Origin of the sequence: Bradyrhizobium sp. HKCCYLRH3073, assembly GCF_051167995.1 — a bacterium.
In the GTDB taxonomy this organism is placed as follows: Bacteria; Pseudomonadota; Alphaproteobacteria; order Rhizobiales; family Xanthobacteraceae; genus Bradyrhizobium.
This window is the reverse complement of sequence record NZ_JBNPUD010000003.1, coordinates 86,710-104,187: the sequence shown is the minus strand read 5'-3', so window position 1 is coordinate 104,187 and position 17,478 is coordinate 86,710. Positions and strand designations below refer to the sequence as shown.

The window sequence follows — 17,478 nt, the reverse complement described above, 5'->3', positions numbered from 1 at the left end:
CATGGCTGACACCAACACCATCAAGCACGTCGCCTCGCCGCTCGCGCGCCAGACGCTGCTCGACGACAAGCTCACCCGTCCTGTCGCCGGCAAACGCCCGATCGCGCTGCTGCCCTGGCTGCAGGTCGTCAAGATCGGCGGCCGCGCGATCATGGACCGCGGCGCCGAGGCAATCCTGCCGCTGGTCGCGGAGATCAGGAAGCTGCTGCCGGAGCACCGCCTGCTGATCCTCACCGGCGCAGGTATCCGCGCCCGACATCTCTACGGCGTCGGCCTCGATCTCGGCCTGCCGGTCGGCTCGCTCGCACCGCTCGCCGCCAGCGAGGCCGGCCAGAACGGCCACATCCTGGCGGCGCTGCTGGCCTGCGAAGGCGTGTCCTACATCGAGCATCCGACGATCGCCAACCAGCTCGCGATTCATCTCACCGCGGCACGCGCAGTGGTCGGCAGTGCCTTCCCGCCCTATCACCACCACGAATTCCCGACCTCGCGCATTCCGACGCATCGGGCCGACACCGGCGCCTTCCTGATCGCCGATGCGCTCGGCGCCGCGGGACTGACGATCGTCGAGGACGTCGATGGCGTCTACACGGTCGACCCGAACGGGCCGGACGCGGCAAAAGCAAGACTGCTGGGTCAGACCAGCTTCGATGCGTTGGCCAGGCAGGACGGCACGCTGCCGTTCGACCGCACGCTGCTCGAGGTGATGGCCAACGCACGCCACATCTCGCAGGTCCAGGTCGTCAACGGCCTAGTGCCGGGACGGCTGACGGCGGCGCTGCGTGGCCACCACGTCGGCTCGATCATCACGACCGGCGCCAAGGCCGACTGATCCGTTGGATCGCGCAGACGACCGCCGATGCGAATGGCGGCCGTCCGCGTCAACCGACGCCTGGCTCACACCGCAAGATTCATCCAGACGGCCTTCGGCTCTGTGAAATTGTCCAGAGCGGCCGTGCCATGCTCGCGGCCCAGTCCCGAGTCGCGATCGCCACCCCACGGCAACCGCACATCGGTGTAGCCATAGGTGTTGATCCACACCGTGCCCGCGCGCAGCCGCTTGGCGAGGCGCTGGACGCGGCCGATGTCGCGGCTCCAGACGCCGGCGGCCAGGCTGTAGGCGGTGCCGTTGGCCATGCGCAGCGCGTCGGCCTCGTCCCTGAACTTGATCACGCTGACGACCGGTCCGAAAATCTCCTCCTGGGAGATCCGCATCTCGTGCGTGACGCCGGCGAATACGGCGGGGCTGACGAAGTAGCCACGCGGTGCGGCACGCGCCCCGCCGGTCACCAGCGAAGCGCCCTCGTTGCGGCCGATCTCGACATAATCGAGGATCGTCTTCATCTGCCGCTCGGAGATGACGGGTCCGAGCGAGGTGGCACGATCGAGCGGATCGCCGATCCGTAAGCCCCTCGCCCGCTCGGTCAGGCGCTCGACAACCTCGTCATAGACACGCTCCTGCACCAGCACGCGCGAGCCGGCCGAGCACACCTGCCCCGTGTTGAAGAAGATGCCGCTGGCCGCGGCCTTCGCAGCCGCCTCGATGTTCGCATCATCGAAGATGACGTTGGCAGACTTGCCGCCGAGCTCAAGCGACACCCGTTTGAAGTTGCCGGCCGCGCCCTTCATGATGCCGCGGCCGACGCCGGGCGAGCCGGTGAACGTAACCTTGTCGACATCGGGATGATTGACCAGCGCCTCGCCGACCGTGCGCCCGGGACCGGTCACGATGTTGAGAACGCCGGGCGGCAGACCGGCTTCGAGCGCGAGATCGCCGATCCGCAGCGCCGACAGCGAGGTCAGCTCGGCGGGCTTCATCACGACGGTGCAGCCGCAGGCCAGCGCCGGCGCGAGCTTCCACATCCCGATCATCAGCGGGAAGTTCCACGGCACGATCGCAGCGACGACGCCGACGGGCTCGAGCACCGTGTAGGTCAGGGCATCGTCGCGCGTGGACACGACCTCACCGCTGATCTTGTCGGCCCAGCCGGCGTAATATGTGAGTGTATCGATCGCTGCGGGCAGATCCTGGCGCAGCACGGCCGCAACCGGCTTGCCGGCATCGAGGCTTTCTAGCTCGACGATCTCGTCGGCATGATCACGCAGCAGCTGCGCCCATCTCAGCAGGATCGCGCCACGCTCCGCTGCGCGCATCGTGCGCCACGGCCCTTCGAAAGCACGCCGCGCCGCTGCGACGGCACGGTCGACATCCTCGGCGTTGCCCTCGGCGATCGTCGCGATCGGCTGCTCGGTGGCAGGATTGAACGACACGAACGAGCGCCCCGAGACGGAGGGAACGTGCCGGCCGTCGACCAGGAGCTGCAGCGGCTTCGCCAGATAGCGCGACGCGCTGGAGCCGCGTTCGTAGTCATATGCAATGGACATCATATTTCCTCCGCTTCTTGTATGCCAGCGTAGGAGCAAATATGAGTTCGTAAATATGATATCTGTTGCCTATGGCGGGCCATCATATGAAGCCGACTTCACAAGCAGGTCCGATGCTGCGCATCGCGATCGAACCCGTCTGGCGCTTCCACTGGGATGACGGACCGCAGAGCATCGTCGTGATGCTCAGCGTGCTCAGCGAAATCAGGAAAACCGGCAAGATCACCAGCGCGGCCCATGACGCGCACCTCTCCTATCGTCATGTCTGGAATCTGATCGAGCAATGGTCCGCATTCTTCGGCGTGCCGCTGGTGGAGACCCAGCGCGGCAAAGGATCGAAGCTCACGGCGTTCGGCGACAAGCTGGTCTGGGCCGGCGAGCGCATGCAGGCCCGTCTCGGCCCGCAGCTCGACAATCTGGCGCAGGAGCTGGTGACCGAGATCAAGCCGTTCCTGCAGCCGCATCCCACCGTAGTCCGCGTGCATGCAAGCCACGGCTTCGCCGTCGCCAAGTTGCGCGAGCTGCTCGATCGCGAGCCGGGCGTCGGCGTCGATCTGCGCTATGTCAGCAGCCAGCATTCGCTGGTGTCGCTCGCGCAAGGCGCCTGCGACCTGTCCGGTCTGCATCTGCCGCGCGGCGAACTGCGCGCACAGAGCATCCAGGCTTGCCGGGATTGGCTCGATCCCCGGCAGGACTGCGTCATCAGCTTCGTGACCCGCGAGATGGGATTGATGGTCAAGCGCGGCAATCCGCTGTCGATCCGATCATTGGCGGACATCGCGGATGGCAAGATTCGCTTCGTCAACCGCGATCATGATTCAGGCACCCGCCTGCTGTTCGATCAATTGCTCGCTTCGCACGGATTGGACGAGGCGCGCATCAATGGCGCGCAGCAGATCGAGTTCACCCACGCTGCCGTCGCGGCCTATGTCGCGAGCGACATGGCCGACGCCTGCTTCGGCGTCGAGGCGGCTGCGCGGCAGTTCGGGCTGGACTTCATCCGTATCCTGACCGAGGACTACTTCTTCGCCTGCCATCAGTCGTTTCTCGAGAGCGATCCGATGCGGCGCATCCTCGATGTGATGAAGGGCGACGACTTCCATTGCGCCATCGCCGCCCTGCCCGGCTATCAGCCGGCCGACACGGGCTCGGTTCACACCGTGCGCGAGTTCCTCGATCGGCTCGACGCCGAAGCCTGACGGCGCGTGCGGTCGGATCCGCTGGCGCAGACGACCGCTACGGCAGATCGACGCCCCGCGCCGGCACCGGCTCCAGCTGGCCCTGACGCTGCAGCGCGCGGCCACGCCAGATCGAGCCGGCGAGCAGCACCACGCCGGCGCCGATCAGCGACATCAGCGTCTCCATGACATCGACATGGCTCGCGAGAGTGGTCTTGCCGGCGAGCAGCGCCGAGGTCGCCTCGATGTTGATGACGACGGTGCCGTCGAGCAGATGGTGCAGCATCGGCTCGATCGCGGGATCGGTCGCGATCACCTCGCCGGCCACCCAGCCGAGCAGCATCGCGCCGAGCCAGACCAGCAGCGGGAAGCGATCGAGCACCAGCATGATCAGCGCGGCACCCGCGATGATCAGCGGGATGCTCATGGCGAGGCCGATGATCAGCAGCGACGCCTGGCCGTTCGCGGCCGCAGCCACCGCGATCACGTTGTCGAGGCTCATCACGAGGTCGGCGAGCGCGACGATGCGGACCGCATGCCACAGCGTCGTGCCGGCGGCGATCTCGTCGTTCTCGTCTTCGGGCACCAGCAGCTTGGCAGCGATCACGAGCAGCGCCAGCCCACCGACCAGCTTCAGGTACGGCAACGCCATCAGGGTGGCGACGATGCCGGTAAAGGCGATGCGCAGCGCGACGGCAATGCCGGAGCCGGCGACCATGCCCCAGAAGCGATGCTTGCCGTGCAGGCCGCGGCAGGCGAGCGCGATGACCAGCGCATTGTCGCCCGACAACAGCACGTTGATCCAGACGATCTTGCCGAGCGCGAGCCAGAAGCCCGGGCTCTGCAGGTCGGCCTCGAATTGAGCGAGCATGTGGCCGAAGCTGGCGGAATCGGCGAGTTGCGATAGCCAGTTCACGGCCGGGCCTTTCAGACAAGTTCAGCGTAGAACACGAAGGTCGTGCGGCGGAGGGCGCCCTCCGCCGCACGAGGATCGATCAACCGACGATCTCGTTGCCGGAGAAGAACTGCGCGATCTCGATCGCAGCCGTTTCCGCCGCGTCGGAACCGTGCACCGAGTTCTCGCCGATCGACTTCGCATGCAGCTTGCGGATGGTGCCGTCGGCCGCCTTCGACGGATCGGTGGCGCCCATCACGTCGCGGTACTTCAGGATGGCGCCCTCGCCCTCGAGCACCTGGACCACGACCGGCCCGGAGATCATGAAATCGACCAGTTCGCCGAAGAACGGCCGCGCCTTGTGCACGGCATAGAAGGTCTCGGCCTGATCGCGCGTCATGCGGATGCGCTTCTGGGCCACGATGCGCAGGCCGGCCTTCTCGATCAGCGCGTTGATCGCGCCGGTGAGATTACGCTCGGTCGCGTCGGGCTTGATGATCGAAAAGGTGCGCTCAATCGCCATGATGTCGTCCTTGGAGGTGCGGGATTTGGGTGAGTTGCGGGCTTATATCGACGCGATCGGCCGACGGCAAGCGACCGGGACCCTGCCGGAGGCGGGACGCCTTACGACAATTTCACGATTCTGAACATAGTCTGAAGGGTCCGTGCCACCCGTGTTCAGCTCAGGGGCCTTAAGGTCGTGGCTATCGGGCGGGGACGAGCCAGCAGCACGACCGGTGGCCGCCCTCTCCCAGCCTCATCCGTCGGACAATTTCGGCGCCACCAGCGCTGTCATCCAGGAGACGATCATGTTGCGCAAACTCTCCCTCATCGCGGCGGCCGCAATTGCCCTCGGCGCAGCCGCCCTCGCCCCGACCGCCGCCTCGGCTCATTGGCACGGCGGCTGGCATGGGGGCGGTTGGCACGGCGGCTATGGCGGATGGCACCGTCCGTTCTACGGCCCGCGCTTCTTCGTCGGCGGCCCGGTCTACAGCTACGGCTATGGCGGCTGCTACGTGCGCCGCGTGGTTCCGACCCCGTGGGGACCGCGCTGGCGGTTGATCAACCGCTGCTATTGATACGAGCCTCGGCGCGGCACCCGCCCCCCGCCGCACCGAACTCGCATTGCCCCGGCGTCTCCCCCACGCCGGGGCTTTTTTTGTGCACTTTCAACCTCATTTCGGGGTATTCCGGTCGGGAGCCGGAAACAAATCGAGCGGCCACGACTTGTTACAGCATCGTCCTGCAACTGCCCGTGGAATACCGTCATGTCTGGCCGCACCGCCGATTTCAGCGACGCGCTCGATCGCAAGACCAGCCGGTCGATCTGCGAGGCGGTCGGCGAGCGCCTGCAACGCAGCCTGCCGCCGGACGGCTCTCACCTGCCAGCTCCCCTCGCGGAGCTGATGAACGAATTGCGCAAGCGCGACGAGGCCGGGACGAGCCGATCCGGCCGCTGAGACGCGACAAAGCGGTTGCCTTTGGCCGCGCGCGCGGTGACAAGGCGCGCATGCTTTCCATCACCGACATCTCCATCCGCCTCGCCGGACGGCTTCTCATCGACCAGAGCTCGGTGCAGATTCCGCCCGGCGCCCGCGTCGGACTGGTCGGCCGCAACGGCACCGGCAAGTCGACCCTGTTCAAGGCGATCCGCGGCGAACTGTCGCTGGAGACCGGCAGCATCAGCGTGCCACCGCGGTGGCGCATCGGCAGCCTGGCCCAGGAAGCCCCGAGCGGGCCCGAAAGCCTGATCGAGGTGGTTCTCCGGGCCGACCTCGAGCGGCACGCGCTGCTGCACGAGGCCGAGACGGCCCATGACGCAGACCGTATCGCCGAGATCCAGACCCGCCTCGTCGACATCGACGCGCATTCGGCGCCAGCGCGCGCGGCCGCGATTCTCAGCGGCCTCGGATTTTCCGCCACGGACCAGGCGCGGGCCTGCGCCGAATTCTCCGGCGGCTGGCGCATGCGGGTTGCGCTGGCGGCCACGCTGTTCGCCGCGCCAGACCTGCTCCTGCTGGACGAGCCGACCAACTATCTCGACCTCGAGGGCACGCTGTGGCTCGAGGATCACCTGGCGCACTATCCGCGCACGGTGATCGTGATCAGCCATGACCGCGATCTCCTGGAGACCTCCGTCGACCAGATCCTGCATCTCGACCGTTGCAAGCTGACGCTATATCGCGGCAGCTACTCCTCCTACGAAGAACAGCGCGCCACGCGCGAGATGCTCGATGCCAAGGCGGTCAAGCGCCAGGAAGCGGAGCGTGCGCGGCTGCAGGCCTTTGTCGAGCGCTTCAAGGCCAAGGCCTCGAAGGCGCGCCAGGCGCAGTCCCGCGTCAAGATGCTGGAGCGGATGAAGCCGATCACCGCGCTCGTCACCCAGGACGTGCACGAGATCACATTCCCCGCACCGGAGCGACTGCTGTCGCCGCCGATCATCGCGGTCGACAACGCTTCCGTCGGCTACGACCCCGCGCAACCGGTGCTCAACCGCGTCACCCTACGCATCGACAATGACGACCGCGTCGCATTGCTCGGCGCCAACGGCAACGGCAAGTCCACGCTGGTGAAGCTGCTCGCCGGCCGGCTCGCGCCATTCTCCGGCAAGGTCACGCGCGCCGACAAGCTGTCGATCGCCTATTTCGCCCAGCACCAGCTCGATGAGCTGGACGAGACCGGATCGCCGTATAGTCACGTGCGCAAGCTGATGGGCGATGCGCCGGAATCGAAAGTGCGCGCGCGCGCCGGCGCGATCGGGTTTTCCGGCAAGGCGGCGGACACGCTGGTGAAGAGCCTGTCGGGCGGCGAGAAGGCGCGGCTGCTGCTCGGGCTCGCGACCTTCTTCGGCCCGAACATGATCATCCTGGACGAGCCGACCAACCATCTCGACATCGACAGCCGCGCCGCGCTCGCCGAGGCCATCAACGACTTTCCCGGCGCCGTGATCATGGTGTCGCACGACCGCTATCTGATCGAGGCCTGCGCCGACCGTCTCTGGGTCGTCGCCGACCGCACCGTGAAGACCTATGATGGCGACCTCGATGACTACAGGCGCATGGTGCTGTCGTCGCGCAGCGGTGCCGGCACGCGAGACACCGAACGTCCGCAGGGGACCGCCGAGAAGACCGAGCGGCCCCGCAGCGACAACCGGCGGAGCGGGCTGAAGCAGAGGATCACCGCGGCCGAGGCCGAGATCGCGCGGATCACCGAGATCATCGCCAAGATCGACGGCGCGCTGTCGCTGCCCGACATCTTCACGCGCGACCCGAAGCAGGCGGCGCAACTGTCGAAGGCGCGCGCCAATGCCGCCGACGCGCTGGCGCGCGCCGAGGAGCAATGGCTGGAGGCCAGCACGCTGTATGACGAGGCGGGGAGCTGAAGCGCCCCGAGCCTCGGATCGGGCATTCGGCGGAAAGTCGCAGACAACTCGGCTTTCGCGGAATGCCCTCGCGCTCAGCGGCCCGCGCGGATGAATGCGTGGTCGGCGCGAGCGGCCGGATCAGTTGGTCCGCTGAAACAGGTCCGCACCCGGCAGGTTGCCGAGATCGCCGTTGGGCTGAATGTAGAAGAGATTCCAATTCGTCCGGAGTAGATTGCCGCCGACCTGGCCTCTCCACCGCGTGATCGAATTGCACTGAGCAAACGTCACGACCAGCATGACGGCGCTGCCGGCCGATCTGCCGGATACCGGATAGGGAATGCCCTGGCACGCAAATCCTGGCGCGTTGTTGGTGAATTGTCCTCGCACCTGTCCATCGGTGACTGACCAGATCTCGAGCACCGAGCCTCGTTGATTTGTCCATCTCGACGGCGCCGGCAGAACGTCGGCACGCGCAGCAATCGACGAAACTACGACAATCATCGCTGCAAAAAGATACTTGCTGAAGAACCACTTCATGGCGCGCCTCGCTATGCCCGGAGCTGGAGGTAGCAATCATGACTACATACATCCATAAGCTGGAAAGCGCCATTGTGGCAGGTTCAAAATTGCTCTACTTTCGGTACACAACGTTGATGTTTGAGGTTCGATTGAAGCGATTTCAGGAGGACGAAACATGAACAAGCAGCTCTACGCTCGACTTGACGGCCTGCTCTACGACGTCTGCGTCAAGGCGGGTCAGAAGGTGCAGACCGGTGAGGTCCTCTACGTCATCGAGGCGGCCAAATCACAGCTGTCGGTGAAAGCTCCCTATTCCGGGACAATCAGTCAGGTCCGGCGCGGTGCGGGCGAGACGTTGAGCGCGACCGATGTCGTCATGGAGTTGGATGCGGAGGACGCAGCGGCCTGATCAGTCGCTCAAGTCCGGGGTTCGCTGCAGACGGATCGGCGAGGACGCTCCGTTGTAGACCGTCGCTCGAGCCAGCACGCGCTCGGCCTCTAGGGACGGCCAGGATTTTTCGATCTTGGGTCGTTTCCTGTCGAAGGCGCATTGCAGCTCCCCCGGCAGGTCGGACCAGAAGGGCACGAAGGACAACACGATCAAGGCGCGGTCTTCGCTCGAATTGTTGGCATGGGATGCATGCAGAAGCCTGCCGTCGCGAACGATCAGATCCCCCCTCCGAACGGTCACATCGACTTCGTCGCGTCGTGTGGAAACCAGCACGTCGTCGACAGGCAGAATCCGATCGGGATGCGTCGGCCGGTCCTTGATCAAGGCATGGAGATCGTTCTTGCGCCGATGGCTGCCAGGAAGCACGCGCAAGCATCCGTTCGCGGCGCTCGTATCGGTCAAGTAGTACATGAAGTAGAGAATTGGAGGCGTGGCGGCGTAGCTCGCAGCGCTCGACCAGCCCCACCAATCCTGGTGCCAGTGCAGCCTCGGACATCCGGCCGGCTTGGAGATCAGGAAGCCGGCAAAAAAGCGTGCATCCCGGTATCCGGCGCGCTCCAACAGTTCATACTGTGCATCGAACAGAATGATCGGCGCGAAATCGGCCGACGAGCCGACTGAGACAACGGATCCGAGATGAGGCTCCGCGATCGCCTCACGACCGGCTCGCGACTTGATTCGATCGCCGGCCTCGAGCAACTCGCGAGGAAGAAAACCACGGCGCACCGCATACCCGGCCTCCTCCAACTCGCGACGGAGGCCGGTGATTTGCATGGCCGCCTCCTCCGTCAGGTCGCCCGCTTCTTCGCCTTGGGCTTCGCCACCTTCGGCGCCGGTCCCGGATCGGGCGCCCGCTCGACCGAGGTCAGGCGGCCGGAGCTGAACGTGTAGACGCCGGCGCGCGCGCCGCGCAGCCAGGTCACGGTGGCCACGCGCTCGCCGCCATTGCTCGAGATGTTGACGTTGTCGGGTGCACCGATGCCGCGCACCACGTCGCATTCGGTATGACCGAGCGCAACGGTGCCGCCGACAGCCGGCGCGGCCGTGGCGGGATCATTCGCCAGCGCGTTCGCGCCCGCAGCACCGGCCGCAGGCGCCATGCCCGGGCATGCGCCTTCGGCGCTCACAAGATCCTCAGCGGAGACCGGCTTGTCCGGCGTCAGCGGCGGCGCGTCGATCGAGATGTTTTTGATGAACAGGCGCTGCGGCCGGTTGAACCACTCGGCGTCCTTGGACAGGAAATCGGGCGTGCTCGAGCATCCGGCGACGACCGGGGCAAGCACAAGGAACGCCAGAGCGCGCGTCAGCTGTTTGGTGTGGTCTCGCACGATGAACCTTGCTGAATTGCAACCTGTGGACACTCTAACGTGTTGTCCCAACATCACTTTGCGGCACGTTCGTGGCTTTGCCAACGCTCTGCCGGCAAATCGGCAGATTATCATTAATCACGCGGCGCTGCCATCATCGGCGCTTCACGGGCTTCCGTATCATTGTCGGCGCTGCCAGCGTCCCCGTTCATCCGCCTGCCAGTAGGTGACCTCGAATCCCCGCGATTTGCAATCGGTCCACGCCGATCTCGCAGCCGCGAGCGCGTCCGCATCATCGCCGTTGAACACGAGCACCATGCGCTCGTAGCTGTGCGAGTCCGCTGGCAGCGGCGCGTTATCCACCAGGAATCGTACGTTCGCGCGGTTGGGATTGCCTTCTTCCACCGCGAGCACGATCGGCTGGTCGGCCACATCGGCCACCCGCCAGGTGGCGTGCGGCAGAAACGAATCGTCGCGATAGGTCCACAGATGCGCATCGAGCGCATCCGCACGCTCTTCGGACGTCGACTGCACCACGACGCGCCAACCGCGCTCGAGCGACTTCTCGAGCAGCGGCGGCAGCACGCCTTCCAGGGTCATGTTCTGCAGATGGTAGAACAGGACTTCAGTCATCGCCCGACGTCACGCCTTGGCGCCGGATTTGGCTTCAGCCTTTTCAGCCTTGGAGTCGGATTTGGATTCGTAGGAATCCCACACCAGCCGATCGAGCAGCCGGACGCCGTAGCCCGATCCCCAGCTCTGGTTGATCTCCGATTTCGGCGCGCCCATCGCGGTGCCGGCGATATCGAGATGCGCCCACGGCGTGTCGTTGACGAAGCGCTGCAGGAATTGCGCGGCGGTGATCGAGCCGCCATGGCGTCCGCCGGTATTCTTCATGTCGGCGAACTGCGAATCGATCAGCTTGTCGTATTCGTGGCCGAGCGGCATCCGCCACACCTTCTCACCCGTCTCCTGCCCCGCCTTGAGCAGCTTGTCGGCGAGATCATCATTGTTGGTGAAGAGACCGGCATGCTCGGTGCCCAGCGCGACCATGATCGCGCCGGTCAGGGTCGCCAGGTCGATCATGAATTTCGGCTTGAACTTGGTCGCGACGTACCAGAGCACGTCCGCGAGCACGAGGCGGCCCTCCGCATCGGTGTTGATGATCTCGATGGTCTGACCCGACATCGAGGTCACGATGTCGCCCGGACGCTGGGCGTTGCCGTCCGGCATGTTCTCGACGAGGCCGATCGCGCCGATCACGTTGGCCTTGGCCTTGCGGGCGGCGAGCGCATGCATCAGGCCGACCACGCAGGCCGCGCCGCCCATGTCGCCCTTCATGTCCTCCATCGAGCCGGCCGGCTTGATCGAGATGCCGCCGGTGTCGAAGCACACGCCCTTGCCGATGAACGCGACCGGCTGCTCGCCGCGCTTGCCGCCATTGTAGTGCATCACGACGGTGCGGCTCGGCCGTGCCGAGCCCTGGCCGACGCCGAGCAGCGCGCCCATGCCGAGCTTCTTCATCGCGGGCACGTCGAGGATCTCGACGGTGACGCCGAGCTTGCGCAAGGCGGCAGCGCGCTTGGCGAACTCCTCCGGGTAAAGGACGTTCGGCGGCTCGTTGACCAGATCGCGCGCCAGGATCACGCCGTCGGTGACATGGGACCGTGGCGCGAAGGCCTTCTTGGCCGCCGCGACGTCGGCCACGGCGATCGAGACATTGGCGCTGACGGCGCCTTCCTCGTCCTTCTTCTTGGTCTTGTAACGGTCGAACCGATAGGCCCGCAGCCGAATGCCGGCGGCCAGCGAGCTGACCTGATCTGGCAACAGCGGTCCCGAAGGCAGCTCGGCGAGCACCGTCACCGCTTCAGTTCCGGCGTTCAGCTTTCCGGCTAAAGTCCCGCCGTATTTGAGGAAATCCTTGTCCTTGAGGTCCGAGCCCTTGCCGATGCCGATGACGATCAAGCGCTGAATCTTGATTCCCTCAGGAGCCAGCAGATCCAACACCGCACCATCCTTGCCCTTGAACCGGGCTGCCCCGGCCGCGCGCTTGATCAGGTCCGAGGCTCCCCCGAGCGCCTTCTCGGTCGCGACTCCAAGTCGCAGGGTGTCATCGCAGAACGCCACCACGATGCCACGCGGGGCGGTCGACAGCGGGACGAAGCCGACCTTGACGGCGTCGGACATCAAGCAATCCTCCAAATTTCGACGTGATGAGCCGCCACGTCCGACCGAAAACCTCAAGGGCCAGACCAGGATGGCGGCAGTTCGGAACCCAACTTGGCAGCAGTATGGCCTGCCCGGACCGGGGCTGCCAAGCGCCGCGTTGCGGACCGGTCACAATGATGAAATTTTAACCGTATTTTCGTGGCGCCATGCCACAGCCATTTTGTCGACGGATCAAAGGGATGGTACAGATATTCACCGCCTTCGGAACGTGACGGCGACTGCAGCCTTGGGGGGCCCGTTGCGAGGGTTGGCTGCAGCGCGCGTTCCGGCACAGATGACTGGGGATCGAGCGCAGACGATGGGGTCCATCGACAGGTACATCTTTCGCACGACGCTGGCGTCGTTCGCGCTGGTGCTGGTCAGCCTCACCGGCGTGATCTGGATTACGCAGGCGCTGCGCGGCATCGACCTGATGACCAGCCAGGGCCAGACGATCCTGACCTTCCTTGGCATCACCGGCCTCGTGATTCCCTCCCTGCTCGGCGTCATCGCGCCGATCGCGCTGATGATCGCGGTCTCGCACACGCTGAACAAGCTTGCGACCGATTCGGAGATCATCGTCATGAACGCGGCCGGCATGTCGCCGATCCGGCTGTTCGTGCCGTTCGCCTATGCCACCTGCGCGGTGGCCGTGCTGGTGACGCTGATCGCCGCCTTCTTCGCCCCCGACGGCCTGCGCCGGATCAAGCAGTGGGATGCCGAGATCACCGCCGACGTGCTCGCCAACATCCTGCAGCCCGGGCGGTTCGCGCAGCTCGACCAGAACCTGACCATCCGGATCCGCGAGCGCCAACCCGGCGGCGAGCTGTCCGGCATCCTGATCGACGACCGCCGCGACCCCAAGGAGCGAATCACGATCATCGCCGAGAAGGGCACCGTCGTGAAGAATGCCGACGGCTCGTTCCTGGTGCTCGAGGACGGCAATCTGGAACGCTTCGAGCTCGGCAAGCGCGAGCCGGCGATGGTCGCGTTCGCCCGCTACGCCTTCGACATGTCGAAGTTTTCGAACCAGGGCCGCGATGTCACGCTCGGCATCCGCGAGCGCTATCTGTGGGAGCTGATGGCGCCCGCCGAGAACGATCCGATCTACAAGCAGATCCCCGGACAGTTCCGCCAGGAATTGCACGACCGCTTCCTGGCGCCGATCTATCCGTTCGCCTTCGCGGCCCTCACCTTCGCATTCCTGGGCGCGCCGCGGACGACACGCCAGAGCCGCAACTTCTCGTTCGGCAGCGCCATTCTCGCCGTGTTCGGCGTGCGCATGGCGGGCTTCGCCTGCTCGGTCATGACCGTGAAGACGCCGATGGCGGCGCTGGTGCAGTACCTCATGCTGTTCGGCGTGCTCGGCCTCAGCATCTGGATCATCATCGGCGGCGTGGTGGTCGAGCCGCCGGCGCGGCTGATGGAAGCCATCAACCGCTCGAACGCGCGGATCGCACGGCTGTTCGGGAGGCCGGCCACCGCATGAGCATGGTCACCAACACGCTCGGGCGCTATTTCGCCGGCCGCTTCCTGGTCTCGGCGGTCGGCGTGTTCGCGAGCATCTTCATCCTGCTCGTGCTCGTCGACTACATCGAGATGGTGCGCAAGACCTCCGGACTTGCCTCCGCTTCGGCGCTGATGGTGGCGGAGACGTCGCTGTTCCGGGTGCCGCAGCTGCTCGAGAAGATGATGCCGTTCTGCGTCCTGATCGGCGCCATGACCTGCTATCTCGCGCTGTCGCGGCGGCTCGAGCTGGTGGTGGCGCGCGCAGCCGGGGTCTCCGCCTGGCAGTTCATCGCGCCGGCGCTGGCAAGCGCCATCGTGCTCGGGCTGATGGCCACGACCCTCTACAATCCGATGTCGGCCAATCTGCGCGAGCTCTCCAAGCGGATGGAGGCCGAGCTGTTCGGCGCAGCGCCCGGCGGCGGCGTGCAGGATGCGGCCGGCTTCTGGCTCAACCAGATCAACCCCGACGGCTCGGTCATCATCAATGCCGCGCGCAGCGAGCAGCAGGGCGTCCGCCTGACCGGACTGACCCTGTTCCGTTTTGATACGGACAAGCACTTCAAGGAGCGAATCGAAGCGCGCGAGGCGACCCTGGAAGAAGGCCGGTGGGTCTTCCGGTCCGTGCGCCGATTCTCCCTCGATGCCCCACCGGTCGACGAACCGACGTACATTCTTCCGACCAGCCTGACGCCGGCGCAGGTCCGAAACAGCTTCTCCACCCCCGAAACTGTGTCGTTTTGGCAACTGCCGACATACATCCGTTCGTCGGAGAGCTCAGGCTTCGCGACCGCGGGGTACCGACTGCAGTATCATAAGCTGATCGCGCAGCCGTTTTTGCTGGCTGCGATGGTCATGCTGGCTGCGTCCGTGTCGCTCAGGTTCTTCCGAATGGGTGGCGTACAGAAAATGGTTTTGAGTGGCGTGGGCGCCGGGTTTCTGCTCTACGTTCTGTCGAAAGTAACTGAAGATTTGAGCAAGGCTGAGTTGATGAATCCGATCGCTGCGGCGTGGCTGCCGGTGTTCGTCGGCGGCCTCACCGGTTTCATGGCTTTGCTCTACCAGGAGGACGGCTAGTGTCGTTCGTTGCCGTCCGTCAGACAGCGCTCGCCGCGCTCCGGCAGCATGCCGTTGCGCGCGCCGGTTGCGCGCGCGTGCGTCGCGCCGGGTCTGGCGTACTTGGATTCGTTCTGGCCTGCGGGCTCGGCCTGATGGTTGCTGCTGCGACCGCGGTCGTGGCGCCGACCCCTGCCGTCGCGCAGGGCTTCACCTACAATCCGCGCCCGCCCAAGGCGCCGCCGCCGCGCGTCGCCAACGACAACCAGATGCTGGTGCAGGCGACCGAGGTCGATTACGACTACAACAACTCGCGCGTGTCGGCGGTCGGCAACGTGCAGCTGTTCTACAACGGCACCTCGGTCGAGGCCGACCGGGTGATCTACGACCAGAAGACCAAGCGCCTGCATGCGGAAGGCAACATCCGCATGACCGACGCCGACGGCAAGATCACCTACGCCAACAGCCTCGATCTGTCGGACGACTATCGCGACGGCTTCGTCGATTCGCTGCGCGTCGAGACCGAGGACCAGACGCGGATGGCGGCGACCCGCGCCGACCGCTCCAAGGGCAATTACACCGTCTTCGAGAACGGCGTATACACCGCCTGCGCGCCGTGCAAGGACGATCCGAAGAAGCCGCCGCTGTGGCAGGTCAAGGGTGCGCGCATCATCCACGACCAGACCGAGAAGATGCTGTATTTCGAGAACGCCCAGCTCGAATTCTTCGGCGTTCCCCTGGCCTACATCCCCTATTTCTCGACGCCCGATCCGACGGTGAAGCGCAAGAGCGGCTTCCTGATGCCGGGCGTCACCCAGACCGGCGGCTACGGCTTCGGCGTCGACATCCCCTATTACTGGGCGATCGCGCCGGATTACGACGCGACGTTCACGCCGCGTATCACCTCCAAGCAGGGCGTGCTGCTGCAGACCGAGTTCCGCCAGCGCCTCAGCAATGGCGGCTATCAGGTGCGCCTGTACGGTATCGATCAGCTCGACCGCAACGCCTTCGCCGGCCAGCCGGGCGACCGCCAGTTCCGCGGCGGCGTCGACACCAAGGGCCAGTTCGCGCTCAACGACAAATGGGTCTGGGGCTGGGACGGCATCCTGCTGTCCGACTACATGTTCCTGTCGGATTACCGGCTGGCGCAGTATCGCGATCCGTTCAACTCGTTCATGAGCCTCCCGACCGAGGCGATCTCGCAGCTTTACTTGACCGGCGTCGGCAGCCGCAGCTTCTTCGACGTCCGGGCGATCCACTATCTGAGCTTCTCGGGCAACCAGCAGACTGTGCCGGTGGTCTATCCGGTGCTGGATTACTCGAACGTGCTGAACTATCCCGTGTTCGGCGGCGAGTTCAGCTACAAGACCAACTTCGTTAATCTGAGCCGCCAGACGGCCGTGTTCGACCCGATCACGACCACGGCCAACACCGCCGGGCTGTGCACGACGGTGTCTGCCGATCCGCGGGCGCGCCTGCCCACCCAGTGCCTGCTGCGCGCCACGCCCGGCACCTACACCCGCCTGACCGCGCAGGCGGAGTGGCGGCGGTCGTTCACGGATCCCTACGGCCAGATCTGGACGCCGTTCGCGATCCTGCGCGCAGACGCGATCAACGCCAACGTCTCGAACCAGCCGGGCGTGGGCAACTTCCTGCAAACCGGCGACACCCAGGCACTGCGCCTGATGCCGACGGTCGGCCTGGAATATCGCTATCCGTTCATCAACGTTCAGCCGTGGGGCACGACGACGATCGAGCCGATCGCGCAAGTGATCATCCGGCCGAACGAGACCTATGCCGGGCGGCTGCCGAACGAGGACGCACAGAGCATGGTGTTCGACGCCAGCAACCTGTTCAGCGTCGACAAGTTCTCCGGGTACGGCCGGGTCGAGGGCGGCGGCCGCGCCAATGTCGGCGTCCAGGCGACGACGCAGTTCGACCGCGGCGGCACCATCAACGTGCTGTTCGGCCAGTCCTACCACCTGTTCGGGCTGAATTCGTTCGCGGTGCAGGACGCCAACAACACCGCCATCGGTTCCGGCCTGGACAAGAACGCCTCGGACTACGTGGCGCGCGTCGACTATTCGCCGAACCGCACCTACACGTTCAGCATGCGCAGCCGGTTCGACCAGCAGACCCTGAACATCCAGCGCTTCGAGGCGGAAGCCAAGGCGAACTTCGATCGTTGGTCGGTGGCCCTGACCTACGGCAACTATGCCGCCGATCCGGCGCTCGGCTACCTCGACCGTCGCGAGGGCATCCTCGGCAGCGGCTCGGTCAAGGTGGCGCCGAACTGGGTCGTCACGGGTGCGGCGCGCTGGGATCTGGCAGCCAACAAGATCAACCAGTATGTGATCGGCGCCGGCTATGTGGACGATTGTTTCGTGCTGGCCGCCAACTATGTAACGTCGTATAATTATACGGCGGGCACCACTCCCCCCGTTCTGAGCCATGCCTATATGCTCCAGATCGGACTCCGGACGCTGGCCAATTCCTCGTCCACGGGAACCGGGGCTGGGGGCCTGCAGTAGCGCGCGCCAGTCTCCGACGGGCCGCTCCGTGGGGGTCGAAAGTCCCTCGTTGGGAGCCGTGGCGCCGCTTCCAGTTGG

At 65.4% G+C, this 17,478-nt stretch carries 17 protein-coding genes; 9 read left to right on the top strand and 8 right to left on the bottom strand.

Annotated features, from left to right (window positions below):
* Position 1: 1 nt before the first annotated feature.
* Entirely contained in the window at positions 2-832 is an 831-nt protein-coding gene (locus tag ACQR1X_RS08125) for a molybdenum storage protein subunit alpha (protein ID WP_315800279.1), read from the top strand.
* Positions 833-897: 65 nt separating this feature from the next.
* On the opposite strand, the gene ACQR1X_RS08120 is transcribed toward ACQR1X_RS08125, so the two are convergent.
* Positions 898-2,385: an aldehyde dehydrogenase family protein gene (locus tag ACQR1X_RS08120; protein WP_315800443.1), complete on the bottom strand. Its 1,488-nt coding sequence runs from the start codon at positions 2,383-2,385 to the stop codon at positions 898-900.
* 113 nt (positions 2,386-2,498) lie between these two features.
* Here ACQR1X_RS08120 and ACQR1X_RS08115 point away from each other — a divergent pair, with 113 nt between their 5' ends.
* Complete coding sequence (locus ACQR1X_RS08115; protein ID WP_315800280.1) at positions 2,499-3,584, top strand: substrate-binding domain-containing protein; 1,086 nt, start codon at positions 2,499-2,501, stop codon at positions 3,582-3,584.
* A gap of 37 nt (positions 3,585-3,621) precedes the next feature.
* On the opposite strand, the gene ACQR1X_RS08110 is transcribed toward ACQR1X_RS08115, so the two are convergent.
* Positions 3,622-4,479: a TerC family protein gene (locus ACQR1X_RS08110; protein WP_315800281.1), complete on the bottom strand. Its 858-nt coding sequence runs from the start codon at positions 4,477-4,479 to the stop codon at positions 3,622-3,624.
* Between the two features lie 79 nt (positions 4,480-4,558).
* Entirely contained in the window at positions 4,559-4,981 is a 423-nt protein-coding gene (ndk, locus tag ACQR1X_RS08105) for a nucleoside-diphosphate kinase (RefSeq protein WP_315712380.1), read from the bottom strand.
* Positions 4,982-5,267: 286 nt separating this feature from the next.
* Here ndk and ACQR1X_RS08100 point away from each other — a divergent pair, with 286 nt between their 5' ends.
* The 3 genes from ACQR1X_RS08100 (at position 5,268) to ACQR1X_RS08090 (ending at position 7,840) form a co-directional block, all read left to right on the top strand.
* Positions 5,268-5,537, top strand: a complete 270-nt coding sequence (locus tag ACQR1X_RS08100; protein ID WP_315800444.1) for a sulfur globule protein precursor — start codon at positions 5,268-5,270, stop codon at positions 5,535-5,537.
* Between the two features lie 189 nt (positions 5,538-5,726).
* On the top strand, positions 5,727-5,918 hold the full coding sequence (locus tag ACQR1X_RS08095) for a hypothetical protein (RefSeq protein ID WP_315800282.1): 192 nt from the start codon (positions 5,727-5,729) through the stop codon (positions 5,916-5,918).
* Positions 5,919-5,968: 50 nt separating this feature from the next.
* Complete coding sequence (locus ACQR1X_RS08090) at positions 5,969-7,840, top strand: ABC-F family ATP-binding cassette domain-containing protein (protein WP_434898632.1); 1,872 nt, start codon at positions 5,969-5,971, stop codon at positions 7,838-7,840.
* Positions 7,841-7,960: 120 nt separating this feature from the next.
* Here the strand turns inward: ACQR1X_RS08090 and ACQR1X_RS08085 are convergent, their stop codons facing one another.
* Entirely contained in the window at positions 7,961-8,359 is a 399-nt protein-coding gene (locus ACQR1X_RS08085; RefSeq protein WP_315800284.1) for an avidin/streptavidin family protein, read from the bottom strand.
* A gap of 157 nt (positions 8,360-8,516) precedes the next feature.
* Between ACQR1X_RS08085 and ACQR1X_RS08080 the strand changes: the two genes are divergently transcribed.
* Positions 8,517-8,750 carry an acetyl-CoA carboxylase biotin carboxyl carrier protein subunit gene (locus tag ACQR1X_RS08080; protein ID WP_315800285.1) on the top strand — a complete coding sequence of 78 codons (234 nt, stop codon included), beginning with the start codon at positions 8,517-8,519 and terminating at the stop codon, positions 8,748-8,750.
* On the opposite strand, the gene ACQR1X_RS08075 is transcribed toward ACQR1X_RS08080, so the two are convergent.
* From ACQR1X_RS08075 to ACQR1X_RS08060, 4 genes are all read right to left on the bottom strand, one after another.
* The gene (locus tag ACQR1X_RS08075) at positions 8,751-9,566 is read right to left on the bottom strand and encodes a phytanoyl-CoA dioxygenase family protein (RefSeq protein ID WP_434898631.1); all 816 of its coding nucleotides are present in this window, start codon (positions 9,564-9,566) and stop codon (positions 8,751-8,753) included. It lies immediately after the preceding gene.
* Between the two features lie 14 nt (positions 9,567-9,580).
* The gene (locus tag ACQR1X_RS08070) at positions 9,581-10,075 is read right to left on the bottom strand and encodes a hypothetical protein (RefSeq protein WP_315800445.1); all 495 of its coding nucleotides are present in this window, start codon (positions 10,073-10,075) and stop codon (positions 9,581-9,583) included.
* A gap of 204 nt (positions 10,076-10,279) precedes the next feature.
* Positions 10,280-10,732: a DNA polymerase III subunit chi gene (locus tag ACQR1X_RS08065; protein WP_434848351.1), complete on the bottom strand. Its 453-nt coding sequence runs from the start codon at positions 10,730-10,732 to the stop codon at positions 10,280-10,282.
* Positions 10,733-10,741: 9 nt separating this feature from the next.
* Positions 10,742-12,286 carry a leucyl aminopeptidase gene (locus ACQR1X_RS08060; RefSeq protein ID WP_316180907.1) on the bottom strand — a complete coding sequence of 515 codons (1,545 nt, stop codon included), beginning with the start codon at positions 12,284-12,286 and terminating at the stop codon, positions 10,742-10,744.
* Positions 12,287-12,626: 340 nt separating this feature from the next.
* Between ACQR1X_RS08060 and lptF the strand changes: the two genes are divergently transcribed.
* The 3 genes from lptF to ACQR1X_RS08045 are packed head-to-tail and all read left to right on the top strand — an operon-like array spanning position 12,627 to position 17,400.
* Positions 12,627-13,796 carry an LPS export ABC transporter permease LptF gene (gene lptF / locus ACQR1X_RS08055; RefSeq protein ID WP_315800289.1) on the top strand — a complete coding sequence of 390 codons (1,170 nt, stop codon included), beginning with the start codon at positions 12,627-12,629 and terminating at the stop codon, positions 13,794-13,796.
* On the top strand, positions 13,793-14,890 hold the full coding sequence (gene lptG / locus ACQR1X_RS08050; RefSeq protein WP_316180909.1) for an LPS export ABC transporter permease LptG: 1,098 nt from the start codon (positions 13,793-13,795) through the stop codon (positions 14,888-14,890). The genes lptF and lptG overlap by 4 nt, the downstream gene beginning before the upstream one ends.
* Positions 14,890-17,400: an LPS-assembly protein LptD gene (locus ACQR1X_RS08045; RefSeq protein ID WP_434883192.1), complete on the top strand. Its 2,511-nt coding sequence runs from the start codon at positions 14,890-14,892 to the stop codon at positions 17,398-17,400. Before lptG ends, ACQR1X_RS08045 begins: the two co-directional genes overlap by 1 nt.
* The last annotated feature ends 78 nt before the right edge of the window (positions 17,401-17,478 follow it).